The 16,283-nt window shown below is 70.8% G+C and carries 15 protein-coding genes; 9 read left to right on the top strand and 6 right to left on the bottom strand.

The window, feature by feature from the left end; all coding sequences use genetic code 11:
- The first annotated feature begins 99 nt into the window (after positions 1-99).
- Both OHT01_RS05195 and OHT01_RS05190 read left to right on the top strand, forming a co-directional pair.
- Entirely contained in the window at positions 100-1,017 is a 918-nt protein-coding gene (locus OHT01_RS05195; RefSeq protein ID WP_328558030.1) for an SDR family oxidoreductase, read from the top strand.
- A gap of 197 nt (positions 1,018-1,214) precedes the next feature.
- Entirely contained in the window at positions 1,215-2,081 is an 867-nt protein-coding gene (locus OHT01_RS05190; RefSeq protein ID WP_328551925.1) for an SDR family NAD(P)-dependent oxidoreductase, read from the top strand.
- Here OHT01_RS05190 and OHT01_RS05185 read toward each other — a convergent pair.
- Entirely contained in the window at positions 2,078-3,478 is a 1,401-nt protein-coding gene (locus OHT01_RS05185; RefSeq protein ID WP_328551924.1) for a pyridoxal phosphate-dependent decarboxylase family protein, read from the bottom strand. The genes OHT01_RS05190 and OHT01_RS05185 overlap by 4 nt on opposite strands.
- Before the next feature lie 60 nt (positions 3,479-3,538).
- Here OHT01_RS05185 and OHT01_RS05180 point away from each other — a divergent pair, with 60 nt between their 5' ends.
- The 3 genes from OHT01_RS05180 (at position 3,539) to OHT01_RS05170 (ending at position 6,100) form a co-directional block, all read left to right on the top strand.
- Positions 3,539-4,996 carry an aminotransferase-like domain-containing protein gene (locus tag OHT01_RS05180; protein WP_328551923.1) on the top strand — a complete coding sequence of 486 codons (1,458 nt, stop codon included), beginning with the start codon at positions 3,539-3,541 and terminating at the stop codon, positions 4,994-4,996.
- A 148-nt stretch (positions 4,997-5,144) separates the two neighbouring features.
- Positions 5,145-5,840: a L,D-transpeptidase family protein gene (locus OHT01_RS05175; RefSeq protein WP_328551922.1), complete on the top strand. Its 696-nt coding sequence runs from the start codon at positions 5,145-5,147 to the stop codon at positions 5,838-5,840.
- A gap of 71 nt (positions 5,841-5,911) precedes the next feature.
- Positions 5,912-6,100 carry a hypothetical protein gene (locus tag OHT01_RS05170; RefSeq protein WP_328551921.1) on the top strand — a complete coding sequence of 63 codons (189 nt, stop codon included), beginning with the start codon at positions 5,912-5,914 and terminating at the stop codon, positions 6,098-6,100.
- Positions 6,101-6,272: 172 nt separating this feature from the next.
- On the opposite strand, the gene OHT01_RS05165 is transcribed toward OHT01_RS05170, so the two are convergent.
- Positions 6,273-7,664 carry a S1 family peptidase gene (locus tag OHT01_RS05165; protein WP_328551920.1) on the bottom strand — a complete coding sequence of 464 codons (1,392 nt, stop codon included), beginning with the start codon at positions 7,662-7,664 and terminating at the stop codon, positions 6,273-6,275.
- Positions 7,665-8,381: 717 nt separating this feature from the next.
- Positions 8,382-9,734, bottom strand: a complete 1,353-nt coding sequence (locus OHT01_RS05160) for an NAD(P)/FAD-dependent oxidoreductase (protein ID WP_328551919.1) — start codon at positions 9,732-9,734, stop codon at positions 8,382-8,384.
- 292 nt (positions 9,735-10,026) lie between these two features.
- Between OHT01_RS05160 and OHT01_RS05155 the strand changes: the two genes are divergently transcribed.
- From OHT01_RS05155 to OHT01_RS05140, 4 genes are all read left to right on the top strand, one after another.
- Complete coding sequence (locus OHT01_RS05155; RefSeq protein ID WP_328551918.1) at positions 10,027-10,662, top strand: HAD family acid phosphatase; 636 nt, start codon at positions 10,027-10,029, stop codon at positions 10,660-10,662.
- 55 nt (positions 10,663-10,717) lie between these two features.
- The gene (locus tag OHT01_RS05150) at positions 10,718-11,104 is read left to right on the top strand and encodes a PPOX class F420-dependent oxidoreductase (protein ID WP_328551917.1); all 387 of its coding nucleotides are present in this window, start codon (positions 10,718-10,720) and stop codon (positions 11,102-11,104) included.
- A 494-nt stretch (positions 11,105-11,598) separates the two neighbouring features.
- Complete coding sequence (locus OHT01_RS05145) at positions 11,599-12,576, top strand: pectate lyase family protein (protein ID WP_328551916.1); 978 nt, start codon at positions 11,599-11,601, stop codon at positions 12,574-12,576.
- Between the two features lie 103 nt (positions 12,577-12,679).
- Positions 12,680-13,486 (top strand): pectate lyase, encoded by an 807-nt coding sequence (locus OHT01_RS05140; RefSeq protein WP_328551915.1) that lies wholly within the window; start codon positions 12,680-12,682, stop codon positions 13,484-13,486.
- 153 nt (positions 13,487-13,639) lie between these two features.
- Here the strand turns inward: OHT01_RS05140 and OHT01_RS05135 are convergent, their stop codons facing one another.
- From OHT01_RS05135 to OHT01_RS05120, 3 genes are all read right to left on the bottom strand, one after another.
- Entirely contained in the window at positions 13,640-14,056 is a 417-nt protein-coding gene (locus tag OHT01_RS05135; RefSeq protein ID WP_328551914.1) for a Zn-ribbon domain-containing OB-fold protein, read from the bottom strand.
- Between the two features lie 828 nt (positions 14,057-14,884).
- Positions 14,885-15,244 carry a luciferase domain-containing protein gene (locus OHT01_RS05125; protein ID WP_328551913.1) on the bottom strand — a complete coding sequence of 120 codons (360 nt, stop codon included), beginning with the start codon at positions 15,242-15,244 and terminating at the stop codon, positions 14,885-14,887.
- A 204-nt stretch (positions 15,245-15,448) separates the two neighbouring features.
- Entirely contained in the window at positions 15,449-16,129 is a 681-nt protein-coding gene (locus tag OHT01_RS05120) for a DUF6445 family protein (protein WP_328551912.1), read from the bottom strand.
- Positions 16,130-16,283: the final 154 nt, after the last annotated feature.

The raw sequence follows: 16,283 nt of genomic DNA, 5'->3' as shown, positions 1-16,283 counted from the left end.
CCTGACAGAAGATGTCCGGCTTCCGGGAGACGCTCGTAGGGACACGCACGGGACAGCAGCCCGTGGAACCCACGCGCACGGAGGTCGGACATGTCAGGGATGTCGGAGGGCACTCTGGGGGACAGGGTCGCCCTGGTGGCGGGCGCGACCCGGGGCGCGGGCCGTGGCATCGCCGTGGAACTGGGCGCGGCGGGCGCCACCGTCTACGTGACCGGACGCAGTACGCGGCAACGGCGCTCGGAGTACGACCGTCCGGAGACCGTCGAGGACACCGCGGACCTGGTGACGGCGGCGGGCGGGCGGGGCATCGCGGTCCCCACGGACCACCTCGTGCCCTCCGAGGTGGCGGCGCTCGTCGCCCGGATCGCCGACGAGCAGGGGCGCCTCGACATCCTGGTCAACGACATCTGGGGCGCCGAGAAGCTCTTCGAATGGGACGCCCCCGTCTGGGAGCACGATCTCGACAACGGACTCAGGATGCTCAGGCTCGCGGTGGAGACCCACGCCGTCACCAGTCACCACGCGCTGCCCCTGCTGCTGCGCCGGCCCGGCGGCCTGGTCGTCGAGATGACAGACGGCACGGCGGAGTACAACCGCGACACCTACCGGGTCTCGTTCTTCTACGACCTCGCCAAGTCGGCGGTGCTGCGCATGGCGTTCGCCCTCGGACACGAGCTGGGCCCGCGCGGCGCCACGGCCGTCGCCCTCACGCCCGGCTGGCTCCGCTCGGAGATGATGCTCGAAACCTTCGGCGTGACCGAGGCGAACTGGCGCGACGCCGAGGAACGCGTCCCGCACTTCGGTATCTCCGAGACGCCGTCCTACGTAGGTCGCGCGGTCGCCGCGCTGGCCGCCGACCCCGAACTCGCGCGCTGGAACGGGCAATCCCTCTCCAGCGGGCAGCTCGCCCAGGTGTACGGCTTCACCGACCTCGACGGCAGCCGTCCGGACTGCTGGCGGTACATGGTCGAAGTGCAGGACAAGGGAGGACCGGCGGACACCAGGGGGTATCGCTGAGGGGGTGGGCCCGGAGTCCGGACTCCCAACGGGCCGTCCGCGCGCGCCCGAAGCGGTCCCGGTCGCCCCGGACGATCGCCGGCTACGAACCGAGGGCGCCGATGACCACGCCGATCAGCGCCGGGAGTTGTCGTACGAAGGCGGTCATGGGCGCACGGCATCTGTCGCCGCGACGATCATGGCAGTACCTTCCTGCCATGACTGCGACGACTGCCTCAACCGCCCCTGCCACGGCCGCGATGAGGCGCTTCGAGGGCTACGGGGTTCTGATCACCGGTGCGGCCCGTGGCATCGGCGCGGCGACCGCCCGCCGCCTCGCCGAGGAAGGCGCCCGGGTCCTCGTCACCGACGTGGACCCGGCGGAGGCCGGGAGGACGGCCGCCGCGCTGCGCGAACTCGGCGCGCGGGCCGAGTCGTTCACGTGCGACGTGGGGGACCGGACCCAGGTCGAGGCCGCCGTGGCGTACGCCGTGGACGCCTTCGGCTCGCTCGACGTCCTGGTCAACAACGCCTTCCGGTGCAGCCCCGACGCCCCGCTCTTCGAGGACGAGGGCGACGAGGAGTGGGCCCGTGACCTCGACATCACCCTGACCGGCGCCTACCGATGCGCCCGCGCGGCGCTTCCGCACCTGGTGGCCTCCGGCCGCGGTTCCATCGTCAGCATCGGCTCCGTCAACGGCATCCAGGACTTCGGCAACCACGCCTACAGCGCGGCCAAGGCGGGACTGATGTCGCTCACCCGCACCCTGGCGGGCCACGCCGCGAGCCGGGGCGTCCGCGTCAACCTGGTCGCTCCGGGCACCGTGCGCACCACGGCCTGGGAGGGGCGCGAGGACGATCTCGCCTCCGCGGCGCGGCTGTACCCGCTCGGCCGGGTCGGCGAACCGGAGGACATCGCGGCCGCTGTCGCCTTCCTCGCCTCCCGTGACGCGTCCTGGATCACCGGCACGACCCTGTGTGTCGACGGCGGCCTGACGGGCGTGAACACCGGGTTCCGGCAGGCGGTCGGGGGGCACGACGGCGACCGTGCCGGCGGCGGCGACAACGGGAGCGGCAGACCTTAGCCCCGACGCCCCGCGCAGTGCCGCGCGACGGCGTCGAACACCCGGTCCGTGTCCGCCTCGGACGTACGCCAGTTGCTGAACGCGGCGCGCAGCCCGTGCGTCCCGTCGTAGAACGTAGGTGTCAGGAAGGCCTCGCCCGAGGCGGCGACGGCGTCGGCCAGCGCGTGGACCCGTTGCCCGCTCGGGTCGTCGGTGAGGGTGAAGCACACGACGTTCAGCCGGACGGGCGCGAGGAGCCGCAGTCCGGGAGCGGCGGCGATCCGCGAGCCCAGTCGCCGGGCGAGCGCGACATTGCGCTCGACGATCTCGCGATGCCCCGCACGGCCGTACGCCGCCAGCGAGAACCAGGCCGGGAGCGCCCGCAGCCGGCGCGAGTTCTCCGGTGTCAGATGCAGGAAGTCGGGGTCGCCGGTGGGGAGTCCGAGATAGGGCGAGGCGTTGTGGAACACCTTGACCTGGAGGTCCTGGCGGCGCGTGAACTGCACGGCCGCGTCGTAGGGGACGTTGAGCCACTTGTGCAGGTCGACACAGACGGAGTCGGCCGCGTCCAGACCCGCCACCAAGGACGCGTACGCGGGTGACAGCGCCGCGAATCCGCCGAAGGCGGCATCGACGTGCAGCCAGAAGTCATGGCGCTCCTTGAGCGCGGCGATGGCCCGCAGATCGTCGAAGTCGACCGTGTTGACCGTTCCGGCGTTCGCCACGACGACCGCCGGGCGCCCGTCGAGCGCGCTCAGCGCCGCGTCGAGGAGTTCCACGTCAACGGCCTCGCGATTGCCGGGCAGCACCGGCACCGGGCGCAGGCTGTCCCGGCCGAGGCCGAGAAGGGACAGAGCCTTGGCGACACTGGAGTGCGGACTGCCGGACAGCACGTCCACCCGGCCGAGCGCCCCGCTTCCCTCGTGCGCGACGGACACCCCACGCCGCTCGCCGAGCCACTCCCGCGCGATGGCGAGCCCGACCGTGTTGGAGACCGTGGCCCCGCTCACGAACGCCCCGCGGTGTTCCTCGCTCAGGCCGAACAGCTCGCGCAGCCAGCCCAGCGTCTCGTGCTCCAGGGCGCTCGCGAAGGAACCGCCGCTTCCGGACACGTTCTGGTCGTAGGCGCCGGTGAGCCAGTCCCCGGTGAGCGAGGCGGGCGTCGCGCCGCCGGTGACGAAGCCGAGGTAGCGCGGGCCGGCGGAGCCGGAGAAGCCCGGGGCCCACTGCCCGGCGAAGCGTGCCAGGGCGCCCTCGGCACCCGTGCCCTCGGCCGGAAGGGGCGTGGGGGCGGGCGCCTCGCCGAGGTGCGCGACGGGACGGCCGTCGAGGCCGCTCACCTCCCGGAGGGCGAAGTCGCGGGCGGCCTGGAGGAGCGCGGGAAGGTGTTCGAGGTCTTCGGCGAGTGTGCGGTGCATGTCGGCAGCGTAGGCGGGCAGGCCACCGGAATCCTGGTCCACTCGGCGTAAACTGGACCAGTGCGGAGAGGATTCACGGCAGCGCTCGGCAACTGGCGCGCGGACGGGGGACCGCTCGCGCGGTCGCTCGCCGGGGCCGTCCGGGCGGCGGTGATCGACGGACGTCTTCCGGCCGGGACCCGGCTGCCGTCGGAGCGTGAACTCGCCCGTTCCCTCGATCTGAGCCGCGGCACCGTCGTCACGGCCCTCAGCGCGTTGCGCGCCGACGGCTGGCTGGACACCCGGCACGGCAGCGGCAGTGTCCTGCGCCTGCCCCAGCGGCTCACCGAGCGCACCACGCCGTGGTCCCTGGACCGGGGCGGCGCGCGGGACGCGGATCTCGACCTGACCCTCGCCGTCACGGCCGCGCCGCACGAGGCCTACCGGGCGGCGCTGGAGCGGGCCGTGAGCCGCAGCTCGGCCCTGCTGGTCGACTCGGGGGTCGCGACAGCGGGCCTGCCCCGGCTGCGCGAACTGCTCGCCGGGCGCTACACCCGGTCCGGCCTGGCCACCCGCCCCGAGCAGATCCTGGTCACCTCGGGTGCCCAGGCCGCGCTGACCCTCCTCGCCGATCAACTGCACACCGACCGCAGGGCTCCGGTCGCGGTGGAGAGCCCCTCCTATCCGGGGGCGCTGGCCATCCTGCGGCGGCGCCGGGCACGTCTGCTGCCGGTGCCGGTGAGCGCCCGGCACGGGTGGGACATCGAGCTGATGACGGACCACGTGGTGAGCAAGGGGGCCCGACTCGCCTATCTCGTACCGGACTTCCACAACCCGACGGGCGCGCTCATGAACACGCGGACCCGTACCGAGGTCGCCGCCCTCGCCGACCGGTACCCGCTGACCGTCCTCGTCGACGAGACCATGCGGGACCTCGACCTGCGGACGCCGCCGCGACCGGAGCCACATCTCGGCGGAACGCGGGTGATCCAGATCGGCTCGGCGAGCAAGGTGGTGTGGAGCGGGCTGCGGGTCGGCTGGATCAGGGCGGGAGCGGGTCTCGTCCGCGAGATCGTGCGCAACCCGCTCCAGGCCCAGTTGTCGCCACCCCCGCTCGAACAGCTCATCGCCACCGAGCTGTTGGGCGACGGCGACAGTGACAGCGGCATCGGGGGCGTGGGTGGGGGAGGGCACGCCTACGCGGGACAAGGTGGAGGCGACGGCGAACGCGTGGGTCTGGACGCGGTCCTCGCCGATCGCCGGACCCGGCTGCGAACGCAGCGCGACCATCTCGCCGGACTCCTCGCCGCAACGGGATGGACGTACACCGTGCCGGACGGAGGTCTGTCGCTCTGGGTGCACCTCGGCGACAGCACGAGCGCCACGGAGCTCGCGGCCCGTGCCGCCCGGGACGGTCTGGCCGTGTCACCGGGCCCCTTGTTCGCACCGGACGGCACGACGCTGGCACATCATCTGCGGCTGCCGTTCACGGCGACACCGGAGACGCTCACGCGCGCGGTGGGGCTGCTGCGCCGCTGACCGGGACGAGCGGCCCCGGGGAGGTTCTGTTCCGCACCCGGCGGGGAATGTCACTGTTCCGTCCCGGCCTCGACCGCCGTACAACGCAATACCCTCAAGGACGGTCTAGCAGGCAAACAGGATGACGGACACAACAGGAAGGCCCGCCATGGGGGACATACGCAGACGAGGAGCCGTCGCGCTCGGACTCACGGGACTGGTCGCACCGCTCACCCTCGCCCTGGGCTCCACGCCCGCGCAGGCCGCGAGCTGCACGACCGCCACCGGCCCGAACCAGAAGCAGGTGGAGAAGTTCCTCGGGCGGCCGGTCGACGGCCGGCAGTCCGCCGCCGACTGCAAGGCGATCCAGGCCTTCCAGACCAAGCACGGCATCACCCCGAACATCGGGTACGCGGGACCTGTCACCTGGGGCGTGATGGATCTCATGAACAAGCAGAAGGCCGTGGGGAACAACCCCAACCGGGACGGCAAGTGCCCGGTGAACAAGGGCCGTATCGCCTGCGTCAACCTCACGCTCCAGCTCAGCTGGATCCAGGACGGCAGCCGCCTGGTCTACGGACCGGTCCCGGTCCGCACGGGCAGGGACGGCTACGAGACCCGCACCGGGCTGAAGAAGATCTACTGGCGTGACATCGACCACGTGTCGAGCATCTACAACGTGTCCATGCCGTACAGCCAGTTCTTCGACGGCGGTCAGGCCTTCCACTCGGTGGGCCTCAGCATGTGGAACCCGCCCGGCTCGCACGGCTGCGTCAACATGACCCCGGCCACGGCCAAGAAGTACTGGTCACTGCTGAAGAACGGCGACGACGTCGACGTGTACGGACGCAAGCCCGGCACGTGAGTGACGAGGTTCACGGTCCGTTATGTCGTCCCATGAGCCTTTACTCACATCATCTTCACGTCAAGGATCGTATGCTTCACGCCATGTCCACCACTCTTGACAACGACACTCAGCGCTCCGCTGCCGAAGTCAACGAGGAGATCCGGGCCCTGTGGTTCCGGGCGGGCGGGACGCTGAGCATGGAGGAGCGGCGCGAGTACCAGCGCCTCGTCCTCGAATGGGCGGAAGTCGCTCCGTCGTCGGCGACTCGGGCCGCCTGACCTTCCGCGTTCCGGCCGGGCTCCCCGATCCGGGGAGCCATCGCCTCGGGCCTCGGCACCGGCGCCCGTGCGGTGCCGGCCCCGGTACCCGCGCACCGGCCTCCAGCGGTTCGGCTCCGACTCCGGCCGACCGGACCCGACTCCGAACCGCACGGGCGTACTTCCGCTCCGCTCAGCCCCAACTCTGGGAATACTGCCGCCGATAGGCCTTGCGGTCCTGCTCGGTACGTATGAAGCGGGTCGCGACCAGCGCGATGATGCTTCCCCCGACGACGAGCAGGCCGGGGCCGACGTTCTGCGGATCGGTGAGCTCGGACACGAAGGTCTGGGCGGTTCCCGCGTCTCCGACCGCCTCCACCGCGCCCGGCGCCGCCGAACCCGGCGACCCCTGCGAGGCCATGGCCGAAGCCGACGTCGAGGGAGCGGTGGAAGGCTGGGCCGCAGCGCCCGAGGAGCCCTGCTGCGGCTGACCCGCGAGCGTCACTCCCAGCGCCGTCAGCGCCTTGGTGACCGGCTGGAAGAACGTCGTACCACCGCTCTTGCAGTCCCCGTTGCCGCCCGAGGTCACCCCCAGCGCGATGCCCTCGGAGAACAACGGGCCGCCGCTGTCCCCGGGTTCGGCGCACACCGTCGTCTGGACGAGCCCGGTGACCGTGCCCTCCGGGTAGTTGACCGTCGCGTTGAGCGCCGTCACCGTGCCGTCGTGCAGCCCGCTGGTGCTGCCGCTGCGGAAGACCCGCTGGCCCACGGTGGGGTCGGCGGCGCCGTTGATCCGCACGCCGTTGCCGCCGCCGATGGCGACGACATTGGTCCCGGGTGCCGTCTGCTGTCCGGTGTCGTACTGGATGAGCGAGAAGTCACTGCCGGGGAACGCCGTCGTGACCGTGCGGCCCACTTGCTGGCGGCCCGTGTTGTCGGAGAACCAGACGGATCCGGCGGGGCCGCAGTGGCCGGCCGTGAGGATGAACTGGCTCTGTCCGTTGGTCACGTTGAAACCGGCCGAGCAGCGCCCGCCGGTCGAGAAGATCGCCTGCGCGCCGTTCACGCGTGTGGTGAACGTGCCCTGGGTGCGCTGCATCTTCACCGAGTCGCCGATGCCGTGCGCCAGTTTCGTCATGCGCGACCAGTCGGTGGCGGAGACCGTGCTGTCGGCCTGCACCACCACCTCGTTCTTCTTGTAGTCCACCGCCCACGCCGTGCCCGGCACCCGGGGCGCCGAACTGAGCGTGTGCGCCGCGGACTTGAGGTCCTGCATGCTGTGCTGCACGACCTTCGGGCGAGCACCCGCACGCTTCACCGCGTCCGCCGCGTCAGCGTCGGTGACCGCGACGACGGGGCGCCCGTCGGTGGCGATCCAGTTCCCGGCGGTCCGCGAGGTGCCCAGCCGGGACACCAGTCCGGCGCCCTTGTCCGCCGCGGCCTGCGCCGAACTCGTCGTGGTGCGCGACGAGTCGGACGGTTCGCTCGCCATGGCGCGCGTCACCATGAACCCTCCGCAGAGCAGCCCGCCGACGGCCGCGAGGCGCGCCCCCCGTCGGACGATCCGTCGTCGTGCGTGCCTCATGCATGGGCTCCCGAAGCCGTACGGAGCGGCGTCAGCGCCGCCGAGGGCCCCGGTCGAGGGCCCTCCACTCATACGTGCGACCGCGCCCGCGCGTTCACCCCCGCCCGGAGGTCTCGTGGAGGTGGCCGATTCACGTCGGGAACGGCTGCGGCGACGGGCCGTGCGGGTACTGGTCCAGGCCCCCGATGGCGACTTCGGCCCCACCCAAGTCGTCTTGACCTGGGGGGTGTTGAGGCGAAAGGGCCACGACGTCGACTTCGCGGCCGAACGCGCGGGTGTCCGGCCGGCGCGGGCCCGCCGCTGCCGGCGGGCGTCCTGTTCGGACGGCACGCCGCGGAGCCGGAACCCCGCGGGTTCCGCGCCCGATCGACGCATCGGCCGGGTGCCGGAGCATCGCCTCCCGGTCCGACCCATCGGGGACTTCGGCGGACTCCTGCTCCCGGGCGGACACGCGGGCCGGGCAGGTGGCGATACCTCGGACCATTGCCGCTGCGACTCCGGATCGCCCGGTTCCGGACCCGCGCCGGCCGGCCCTATGGACGACCGCCACCCCTTTGTCCATCGGCCGGGCGACGCCCAGGTGTTCGGCCGCCGCCGCGTCGGCCCCCCCGGACCGGAGCGGGCCCGGGCCCCGAGGGCGGGTCGGGCTGATCCCGCCGGGCCGCACCCGGCAGCGGGTGCCGTCGGCACCCTCCACCGAGTCCGGCCGGACAGGTCCTACGCGCGGGTACGGGTGCGGGCGGTCACCTCGTCCGGCGTCAGATACACATCCGTACGCTCGAAGTCCCGCAGGGTCCCCTTGCGGTCCGCGAGGAAGCCGGTGCGGACGAAGTCGTCACCCGCGACCGCGTTGAGCAGCCAGTTGGCACCCGTACGGAAGCGAGCGGCGCCGGTGCGCAGCGCGTACAGGTGGTATCCGCGAGCCACGACCTGCGCGGGCGCGCCCTTGAGGCCGATGCCGAGCGGCTTGGACACGGCGTCGTGTCCGCCGAGGTCGACGACCAGACCCAGGTCCTTGTGCCGGTACGGCAGGGTGGGCTCCCCGCGCAGCTTCGCCGCCAGTACCTTGGCGGCGTGCCGGCCCTGCCGGGCGGCGTGCTGGGCGGTCGGCGGGCAGGGGGAGCCGTCGCCCTTGGCCAGGTCGGGCACCGCCGCCGCGTCGCCCAGCGCGAACACCCCGTCGAGGCCCGGCACCCTGAAGTCTGGCTCGGTGACGATCCGCCCGCGCACGGTCTCCGCGCCGAGCGAGTCGACCAGCGGGCTCGCCGCGACTCCGGCGGTCCACACCAGCGTCCGGGACGGCAGCACCCGCCCGTCCGTCAGGGTGACCGCCTCCTTGGTGACGGAGGCGACCGACGTGCCCAGCGAGATCTGCACGCCCCGTTCGCTCAGCATCTTCAGGGCGCTCTCGCCCAGCTTGTCGCCCAGTTCGGGCAGCAGCTTCGGGGCCACGTCGACCAGATGCCAGTTGATGAGGCCGGGGTCGATGCGGGGGTGGTAGCGCTTGGCCGCCGCGGTGGTCAGGCGTTGCAGGCAGGCGGCCGTCTCGGTGCCCGCGTACCCGCCGCCCACCACCACGAACTGGAGCCGAGCCGCCTGTTCGTCGGCGTCCGACGTGGCCGCGGCCAGGTCGAGCTGGGCGATCACATGGTCGCGCAGATACGCGGCCTGGGCGAGCGTCTTCATCCCGCGCGCCTCGTCCGCGAGTCCGGGGATGTCGAAGGTACGCGTCACGCTCCCCGGAGTGAGGAGCAGATAGTCGTAGCGCAGATCGACGAGATCTCCGGTGATCTTGCGGACCACGCAGACCTTGGCACCGGGATCGACACCGATCACCCCGCCCGGCACCAGCGCGGTGCGGCGCAGGATCCGGCGCAGCGAGGGTGCCACGGACTGGGGGGTGACGACACCGGCGGCGACATGCGGCAGCAGTGGCAGATACAACTGGTAGTCGGTGGGGCTGATCAGGGTGATTCTGGCTTCGCCGGGGGTGAGCATCCGTTCGAGGCCCCGGGCGGCCTCGACTCCGGCGAAACCCGCGCCGACGACGACGATGTTCGGTCCTTGCATCCGAGCAGCCTCTTTCCACTGGTGCCAGCCGCGAGCCCCAGGCTCACACGGGTCGCGGACCTCTGCCACTGCACCGCGGGTACCACCGGTCGCACGAAGCACGATCTCTACCGATCAGTAACTACCTCTTCCCCCTCCGTACACGCGCTGCCAGGATCATGTCTGCCGCGACGACGGTCCATGACCAGGCACCGTCGCCGCCGCGATGAACGCGTGCTCCATCAGCGGATGCGCACGGCAGTTGCGCGCGGCAGACGTGAAACAGCGGACGTGAGAAGAAAAGGGGACAGGCATGACGGGACACGGTGTGGTGCGCCGGATGGGCGTGGTGTCGGCGGTAGTGGCGCTGGGGATCGGAGGGACGGTCACCGCGGCCGGATCGGCCGCCGCCGCCCCGGCCCCGGAGGTCGCGAGCACGTCCGCCACGGCCGGCGTCGACTACGCCACCTGGCAGAGCGACGTGCAGGCCGTCGTCGACCAGGCGGTGCCGTACGTCGAGCAGCGCACCGCGAACGCGGGCGGCCAGAAGCTCGCGGTCGTCTTCGACATCGACAACACCACGCTGGAGACCGACTTCCACCCGTGGTACGAGCTGCCCACCCCCGCGGTCAAGGCGTCTCTGGCCCTCGCCCGCTACGCGCACTCCCGCGGCGTCGCCGTGTTCTTCGTGACCGCGCGGCCGGGGATCATCGCCAGTGAGACGAAGTGGAACCTGAAGAGCGTCGGCTACCCCGTCGACGGGCTCTACGTGCGTGACCTGCCGGACCTCTTCGACGAGGTCGGCGCCTACAAGACCGGCGAACGCGCGGAGATCGAGTCCCTCGGCTACACGATCATCGCCAACGTCGGCAACAACACCACCGACCTGGTCGGCGGCCACGCCGAGCGCACCTTCAAGCTGCCGGACTACGACGGTCAGTTGTCCTGACCCGACCGGCTCGGGCGCCGCGGTGTGAGCGGACCGGTCCGTTTACACTGCGGCCATGGACGAGGCCTCGCTGCAAGCGCTGGGATCGGGCAAGTATCTGCTGATCACCAGCTATCGCAAGAACGGTACGGGGGTGGCCACGCCGGTGTGGGTGGTGCCCGACGGTGCGGCGCTCGGCGCCTGGACCGTCGCGGACAGCTGGAAGGTGAAGCGCATCCGCAAGCGGGCCGACGTCCTGGTCGGTCCGTGCGACGTGCGCGGCAGGCCGACGGGGGAGCAGATCCCCGCCAGGGCCGAGATCGTCGACGCGACGGAGACCGCTCGCTACCGCAAGCTCCTCGCCCGCAAGTACGGAGTGATGGGCCGTCTCACCCTGCTCGGCAGTCGACTGCGCCGCGGCGAGAGCGGCACGGTCGGCATCCGCATCACCGTCTCTTCGTGACGCCGCATCGCCATCGCGCCGCCCCTCGTTGAGGTGCCGTCCCCGTCTCCCCGTCTCCCCGTCTCTCTGTGACGCCGTGAGGTCGTGGCGTTGTGAGGCCGTGAGGCAGTGACGCCGTGACGCCGTGAGTTCCGCGGTCGTACGGGGGTCCCGCAAGCCGGGGCCCCTGTACGACCGCGTTCGGCATTTCTGGGTCGCCCCGGTTTGCTGGAGTTCGGCTGTCCCCCTGGTTCGTGAGTTGGCCGGATGTCTTCTGCGGGAAGCGTTGACTAGAAAGCGCTTACCGTTTACGTTCCCGTTCAACAGCGTGACCCGCGTGTGACCCCTCGTATACGAGACATCGGATCTCCGAGCCGCACCACCTGGGCAAGTCGCCATATGTAGCCCACGTTCCGTCCGTGCATGTCATCCCGCACGCGATGCGCTGTTCAGATACAAGTACAACGTTCGTGTACGTACATGGCCTACGGTCAACTCCGAAAGGACACACCCGCATGCGTACTCTCCCCCCACGGAAGCGCCCCCGCCCCGCCCTCCTGGCCGCCGGGGCCGCCGCTCTGGCGGTCGCCGCGGCACTCGTGCTGCCGCAGTCGGCCGGAGCGGCCGAGACCGCGCCGGTCGGCTTCGGCGCGGGGACCACCGGCGGCGGCAGCGCGACCGCCGTCACCGTCACGACGCTGGACGCCTTCAAGACCGCCGTCACCGGGGACACCTCCAAGGTCGTGAAGGTCAGCGGTCTGATCTCGCTCAGCGGACAGGTCGACGTCGGCTCCAACACCACCGTTCTGGGCGTCGGTTCGGCGTCCGGGTTCACCGGCGGCGGACTGCGCCTGAAGAAGGTCACCAACGTCGTGGTCCGCAACCTGAACATCAGCAAGCCGGTCGCGCCCGCCGACGGCATCACCGTCCAGGCCTCGACGAAGGTGTGGATCGACCACAACGCCTTCTCGTCCGACCTCACGCACGGCAAGGACTACTACGACGGCCTGGTCGACATCACCCACGGGTCCGACTACGTCACCCTGTCCTGGAACACCTTCAAGGACCACTACAAGGGTTCGCTCGTCGGCCACAGCGACAGCAACGCCAGTGAGGACACCGGGCACTTACGGGTGACGTACCACCACAACTGGTTCAACAACGTCAACTCCCGCATTCCCAGTCTGCGTTTCGGCACCGGGCACTTCTACGACAACTACGTCGTCGGCGCCGACACCGCCGTGCACTCCCGTATGGGCGCCCAGATGCTCGTCGAGAACAACGTCTTCCGGAGCACGTCGGTCGCCGTCACCACGAACCGCGACAGCGATGTGGACGGCTACGCCAACCTCACGGGCAACGACCTCGGCGGCGCCACCACCGAGATCTCGCAGGTCGGCACGTTCACCAAGCCGCCCTACAGCTACACCGCCGAGCCTGCCTCGACCGTCGTGGCCTCGGTGACGTCCGGCGCGGGCACCGGAAAGCTCTGACAGCACCGTCGTCACCCTTCCCCGCCCGGGCGGCCTCACCGGAACCTCCCACCCGACAGCCCCCGGGCCCCCGACCACCCCACATGGAAGAAGGCATCGGGACATGACGTCATCGGCACGCCCGCGCGCCAGGCGGCGCGCTCTCACAGGCACCCTTGCCGCGCTCGGCCTCTCGGCCGCCATGGTGATGGCCGGCGGCGCCCTGACGCCGGCGAGCGCGGCCACCTGGCCCACCGCGACCGGCAGTCAGGCCGTCTCCTCCACCATCTCGGTCTCCGGTACCAAGGACTACGGGATGAAGCGCCTCTACGGCACCGGTGACCTGGGCACGGACAACCAGGACGAGGACCAGGGGCCGATCCTGGAACTGGCCGCGGGAACCGTCCTGAAGAACGTCATCATCGGGGCGCCGGCCGCCGACGGCATTCACTGCCTGGGCAGTTGCACGCTGCAGAACGTCTGGTGGGAGGACGTCGGCGAGGACGCGGCGACGTTCCTCGGCTCCTCGTCGTCCAACGTGTACACGGTGAGCGGCGGCGGCGCGAAGGAGGCCAGCGACAAGGTGTTCCAGTTCAACGGCGCCGGAACGCTGAACGTCTCGAACTTCGCGGTGCAGACCTTCGGCACCTTCGTCCGCTCCTGCGGCAACTGCAAGACGCAGTACAAGCGGACGATCAATCTCAACACCATCGAGGCGACCTACAAGGGCAACAAACTCGTCGGCATCAACACCAACTACGGCGACAGCGCGACCCTCAAGTCCATCAAGATCGTCGGAGACAGCAGCAAGAAGATCGTCCCCTGCCAGAAGTACATCGGCAACAACACCGGCGCGGAGCCGACGACCAACGGCAGCGGCCCCGACAGCGCCTACTGCAAATACGCGACGTCGGACGTCACCTACAGCTGACGTCCGACGCCCGGCGGCTGAACGAACCGGTCCCGCATGCCGGTTCGTTCAGCCGCGCACGGCTGTCCGGTCCCGGCTCATGGGTGTGCGGGTCCGCCACCACGGGCGTCCGGGCGAACGGCTGCTCGCGGTGCCGCCGGCCGTCCGCCGGCCTCAGTTCCAGCCGCCGTACGGGCCGTCGACGAGCTGGAACACCGGCTGCCGGCGCACCGGGTCCTGGGCGGTGGAGAGTTGGACCCGGTCGCCGCTGTGGATGGTGGCGGGTGAACCCATGACCCGGCCCCGGACCGTGAAGCCCTCCGCCATCTCGATGAGGGAGACGTTGCGGGCCGCCGGGGTGTTGCGGTGGATCACCGTGGAGTGGCGCACGACGCCCGTGCCCGCGCTCGCCTCCGTCCGCAGGTCGCTGCCCGCGCAGACGGGGCAGAGGAGGCGGTTGAACATGGCGGTGGCACACCAGTGGCACCGCTGGAAGAGCAGTACGTCCCCCGCACGCTCCGCGGAACCTGTGTCGAGCAGGTCCGTGGCGGAGCTGATGCCCGGGTGAAGGGCGATTCCTGGGTGGTACACGATGTCATCTCCCTGCGCTCGGCCGGAATCTGCTGTGCGCGGATCACCGTGCACGAGCACAGGTTATGGCACTCAGTGTCACTCGTAAAGTACTCCGTACCGTCTGGGGGGAGAACGCGGCCGGCCCGATCCGTCCTCAGCCCGTCCTCAGCCCCGTCCTCAGCCCCGTCCTCGGCCCCGCCCGAAGGCCGACTCGACCTCCCGGACCACCCCGCCCCAGGGTTGATCCGTGCCGTGAGGCGACGATCACCACGTCCTCCGGCTCCCCGTTCCGCTGCTTGCCGGGGGAGGGGTCGAAGGTGCTCCGCACATACCCGAGCGCCCGGTCGACCGCCTTCTCGGCATCCCCCGTTCCGTCCGAACGCGGCCAGGAGCGCAGGGTGTTGTTGTGCGCGGCGACCACGGCCGCGGCGACGACATCCGCGCGCAGCGTGTCCGGGCGGGCTCCGGTGGAGCGCCCGAGCGGCCGGCTCCCGCGAGTGCCACGATGCCGGCGACGGTGGTCCCCTCGTAGCCGCGCTCCAGGAAGAGCTGGAAAGCGGCTCCCGCCAAGGCGTCCCGCATCGGCGGTTTCACGGTGGTCGCCTCGGCGGGCCCGCGGCGCCCCGGTGCCTCGTTCATGGTCGGGAAACCGGCATCGCGCCAGACGTGATGGCACTCGGTGCACCTATGGCAGGGAACGGAGTGCCCCGGGGCTCGCCCGTGCCCCGATCGGTCCGCGGGCAGGGCCTGCGGCATCCGGGTCCGGCCGAGCGCGCGAGGAGCGCTCGGCCGGGAGTCGCCGAGGGGCCGTGACGGTCCGCGTCGGATCCGCCCCGACCCCGACCGTCAGCGGTCGTTGCAGCTCGCCGAGAAGATGTCGTCCCCCGCGAGGTGCCCGTTGAGATGGGCCTGCAGGGCGACGCTCACGAGGGTCAGCAGGAGGTCGATGTCCGAGTCGACTTCGAGATGGATGGTCACCCAGCGGGAGCCGGGCACCATGCGGATGGCCGTGGAGGTCTTGAGGTGGTCCTCGTAGCGCCGGATGGCCCGGTCCGTGAGGTGCAGGTCCACGTCGTGGTCGGAGTGGAAGTGGACGATCTCGCACTGCGCCGCGCACAGTGCCCGTCCCGTGCCGCAACTCGGCGGGGACTCCGCGAGATCCGGCCAGTTGGCCAGTCGCGTCATGGCTCTGGAGGCCAAGGTCATGCGCTCATCATGACGAGCACATCTCCCGGCCACCAGGACTTGGCGGAGATGTAATCGGGCGGTGGTCCGGGAATGCCCGGTTTTCGCCTCGAAATCGAAGACCCTTCAACTACCGATTCGGCCCGGCATGACGGACAGCGGCCCTGGACTCCGTGGTCCGGGGCCGTTCATGACGCCGAGGACCGGCCCCGTGGTCGGTCCGGATCACGCCATCCAGAAGAAGACCGCGGTCATCCGCTTGTCCTCCATGGTGGTGCCGCAGTAGTCGGTGGCACTGTGCATCAGGTTGGCGTTGTAGACGAGCAGCCGGTTGAAGCGGTGCGGGACGCGGATGTCCTCGACGAAGGAGTCCGGCGGGACGAAGCGGGTGCCGAGGGCCTCGACCAGGTTGTTGTGCGGCGCGACGACGACGTTGCCGCCCAGCCGGCCACCGGGGAGGCTCTGCCGGAAGAAGCTCGTCCCGCAGCCCTTGGGGACGTTCGGGTTCAGATAGAGCACCGCGGCGTAACGGCACAGGGCGCGGGAGTCCGTGTGGGGGCGGGGCTCACCCTCGTGCTTGCCGACGACCTGGACGCAGTTGTGGTTGAGCGTGGCGCCCGACGGCGTCGACTGCTGCCACAGCTTCTGCGCGCCGGTGGCCTTCTTCACCAACCGCTCTACGCGCGTCAATTCGTCCGGTTCCAGACCGGGCATCGTCCGCAGACCCGGCCAGCTCTCCGAGGTGTACGGATGGCCCTTGACCCAGTCGTCCTTGTCGACGCACCGGGCCCGTACGGCGTCCGCGTCGGGCAGTACGTCGTCGAAGACCCAGTAGTCCCGGTCCCGGGTGGGCTTCCGATAGGGGAGGACCGGCAACGCCGGTGTCCCAGAGGGTTGTGGGGGCATGCGGCCGACCCTATAGACGGGTCTGTCAGCGATCTCCAGGGATTTGGTCAACCTTCCGCCAACTCGGCCTCATGGATCGGTCATGGCCGACGACCCCGGTGTCCGAGAGGGGCCGCGCCCGGCCCCGGTGCCGTCAACTCGGCATGCGCGCAAC

The sequence above is a fragment of the Streptomyces sp. NBC_00358 genome (genome assembly GCF_036099295.1).
Taxonomy (GTDB): Bacteria; Actinomycetota; Actinomycetes; order Streptomycetales; family Streptomycetaceae; genus Streptomyces.
Note: the sequence above shows the minus strand (reverse complement) of the source record. Positions and strands in the feature narration are given on the sequence as shown.

Bases quoted from the DNA above. Each gene is read 5' to 3' on its own strand.
- OHT01_RS05195 (WP_328558030.1), top strand. From the start codon at position 100: ATGTCGGAGGGCACTCTGGGGGACAGGGTCGCCCTGGTGGCGGGCGCG.
- OHT01_RS05185 (WP_328551924.1), bottom strand. From the start codon at position 3,478: ATGCACCGCACACTCGCCGAAGACCTCGAACACCTTCCCGCGCTCCTC.
- OHT01_RS05150 (WP_328551917.1), top strand. From the start codon at position 10,718: ATGGACGAGGCCTCGCTGCAAGCGCTGGGATCGGGCAAGTATCTGCTG.
- OHT01_RS05165 (WP_328551920.1), bottom strand. From the start codon at position 7,664: ATGAGGCACGCACGACGACGGATCGTCCGACGGGGGGCGCGCCTCGCG.
- OHT01_RS05125 (WP_328551913.1), bottom strand. From the start codon at position 15,244: ATGACCTTGGCCTCCAGAGCCATGACGCGACTGGCCAACTGGCCGGAT.
- OHT01_RS05175 (WP_328551922.1), top strand. From the start codon at position 5,145: ATGGGGGACATACGCAGACGAGGAGCCGTCGCGCTCGGACTCACGGGA.
- OHT01_RS05170 (WP_328551921.1), top strand. From the start codon at position 5,912: ATGCTTCACGCCATGTCCACCACTCTTGACAACGACACTCAGCGCTCC.
- OHT01_RS05155 (WP_328551918.1), top strand. From the start codon at position 10,027: ATGACGGGACACGGTGTGGTGCGCCGGATGGGCGTGGTGTCGGCGGTA.
- OHT01_RS05190 (WP_328551925.1), top strand. From the start codon at position 1,215: ATGACTGCGACGACTGCCTCAACCGCCCCTGCCACGGCCGCGATGAGG.
- OHT01_RS05160 (WP_328551919.1), bottom strand. From the start codon at position 9,734: ATGCAAGGACCGAACATCGTCGTCGTCGGCGCGGGTTTCGCCGGAGTC.
- OHT01_RS05120 (WP_328551912.1), bottom strand. From the start codon at position 16,129: ATGCCCCCACAACCCTCTGGGACACCGGCGTTGCCGGTCCTCCCCTAT.
- OHT01_RS05145 (WP_328551916.1), top strand. From the start codon at position 11,599: ATGCGTACTCTCCCCCCACGGAAGCGCCCCCGCCCCGCCCTCCTGGCC.
- OHT01_RS05140 (WP_328551915.1), top strand. From the start codon at position 12,680: ATGACGTCATCGGCACGCCCGCGCGCCAGGCGGCGCGCTCTCACAGGC.